Source organism: Porticoccus sp. W117, from assembly GCF_030341905.1.
Taxonomy (GTDB): Bacteria; Pseudomonadota; Gammaproteobacteria; order Pseudomonadales; family Porticoccaceae; genus SCSIO-12696.
The window spans coordinates 1-1595 of record NZ_JATAAF010000050.1; the positions used below are offsets into that span (position 1 = coordinate 1).

1 protein-coding gene is annotated in these 1595 nt (G+C 55.2%); it reads left to right on the forward strand.

Annotated elements, in window-relative coordinates:
- Positions 1–66: 66 nt before the first annotated feature.
- A complete protein-coding gene (locus QSV34_RS15135; RefSeq protein WP_289156082.1) occupies positions 67–1506 on the forward strand; it encodes an IS1182 family transposase in 1440 nt (479 codons plus the stop codon).
- The last annotated feature ends 89 nt before the right edge of the window (positions 1507–1595 follow it).

Sequence of the window (1595 nt, forward strand, 5' to 3'; positions counted from 1 at the left end):
GAGACTGTGTGAAAACGCAGTTCGAGCTGCCAAAATACCCGCATCGTCAGATGCGGGTATTTTTGTATGCGACACATCCAAGGTGAGAGCAGAACGCAGACCAGCCTGTTGCCAGCGAGCGTAGAGGATTACGTAGGCCAGGAGCATCCAGTGCGGGTGATAGAGGCCTTCGTTGCCACGCTCGATATCCAGCAGCTTGGTTTTACCAAAGCGATCCCCAAGATCACCGGACGCAAACCTTACGATCCGGCCGATCTGCTGAAGCTGTATCTCTACGGTTATCAAAACCGCATCACCTCCAGCCGCAAACTGGAACGCGAGTGCCATCGCAATCTGGAGGTCATGTGGCTGCTGCGCCGCTTGGTTCCGGATTTCAAAACCATCGCTGATTTCCGTCGTGACAACGGTAGTGCTATCCATCAGGCAGGCCGTGACTTCGTACAGTTCTGTCGCCTTATCGGTGCGGTCAGTGGTGATCTGGTGGCGATTGATGGCAGCAAGTTCCAAGCGGCAGCCAGCAAGGATCAGGCCTTCACACGCGATCAACTGCGTAAAGAACAGGATCGCGTCTCTCGCCGTATCAGTCGCTACATGGAGGAGCTGGATCGCGCGGATGCGCAGGAGGATGAAGCCGAGGCAGAAGGTATCCCCGCGTATGACCCCAAGGCGATCGAAGAGGCTTTAGAGCAGCTCAGGAAGCGCTCCAAGCGCCTAGATCAGGCTAGCGAGGTGATGGCACAAGAGGATAAGCGGCAACACTGTCTCACCGAGCCAGACGCCAGGCTGATGCGCTCGGGTCGAGGAGGAGTCATACTGGGCTACAACCTGCAGAGCGCTGTCGATGTCGAGAGTGGCGTCATCGTCCATCACGCCCTGACTACGGAAGCGGCTGATAATCGCCAACTATTACCGATGGCCACGGCCGCTCAGGGTCTTCTGGAAAGAAAGGAATTGCAAGTAGTGGCGGATGCCGGCTACTCCAATGGGGAACAGTTGGCCAAGTGCGACGACAAAGGTATTGCCGCAGTGGTACCAGCCAATCGTGCCGTCAATAACCAGGGCGATGGTCAGTTCTACCCCAAGAGCGTATTCCAATACGACGCTGAGGCCGACCAGTTTATCTGTCCGGCGGGAAAAAACTTGCCCTACAAAACCCGGAATACCAAATGTAAAAAGCACCTGTACAGTCGAGATGGGTGCAGCCAGTGCCCACTGCAGTCAAAGTGCACCCAGGTGGATCGCCGTTGGGTCAGCCGCCACTTCCATGAGGACGCTTTCGAGCGCGCTGAAAACCGTTTAGCCGCCCAGCCTGACTTGATGACTGTGCGAATGGCAGCTGTTGAGCGGCCGTTTGCCATTCTGAAACGGCACATGGGGTTAAAACGGATGCAGTGTCGGGGGTTGCACAGCGCAAAATCAGAGATTTCCCTTGGGGTGCTAAGTTACAACCTGGCTCGCATGACCAATCGGTATGGGGTTAATGCACTACTCCGGGAGTTGAAGTGAGAAACAACTGCCTTTAAACGACAAAGCCTCCACTCAAAAAGTGAAGGCTTTGAAGTCGGCCGTTCGAAAACTGGTTTTTACACAGTCTC

Excerpts from the sequence above, each read along its gene's own strand:
- QSV34_RS15135 (WP_289156082.1), top strand. The coding sequence starts at position 67 with ATGCGACACATCCAAGGTGAGAGCAGAACGCAGACCAGCCTGTTGCCA.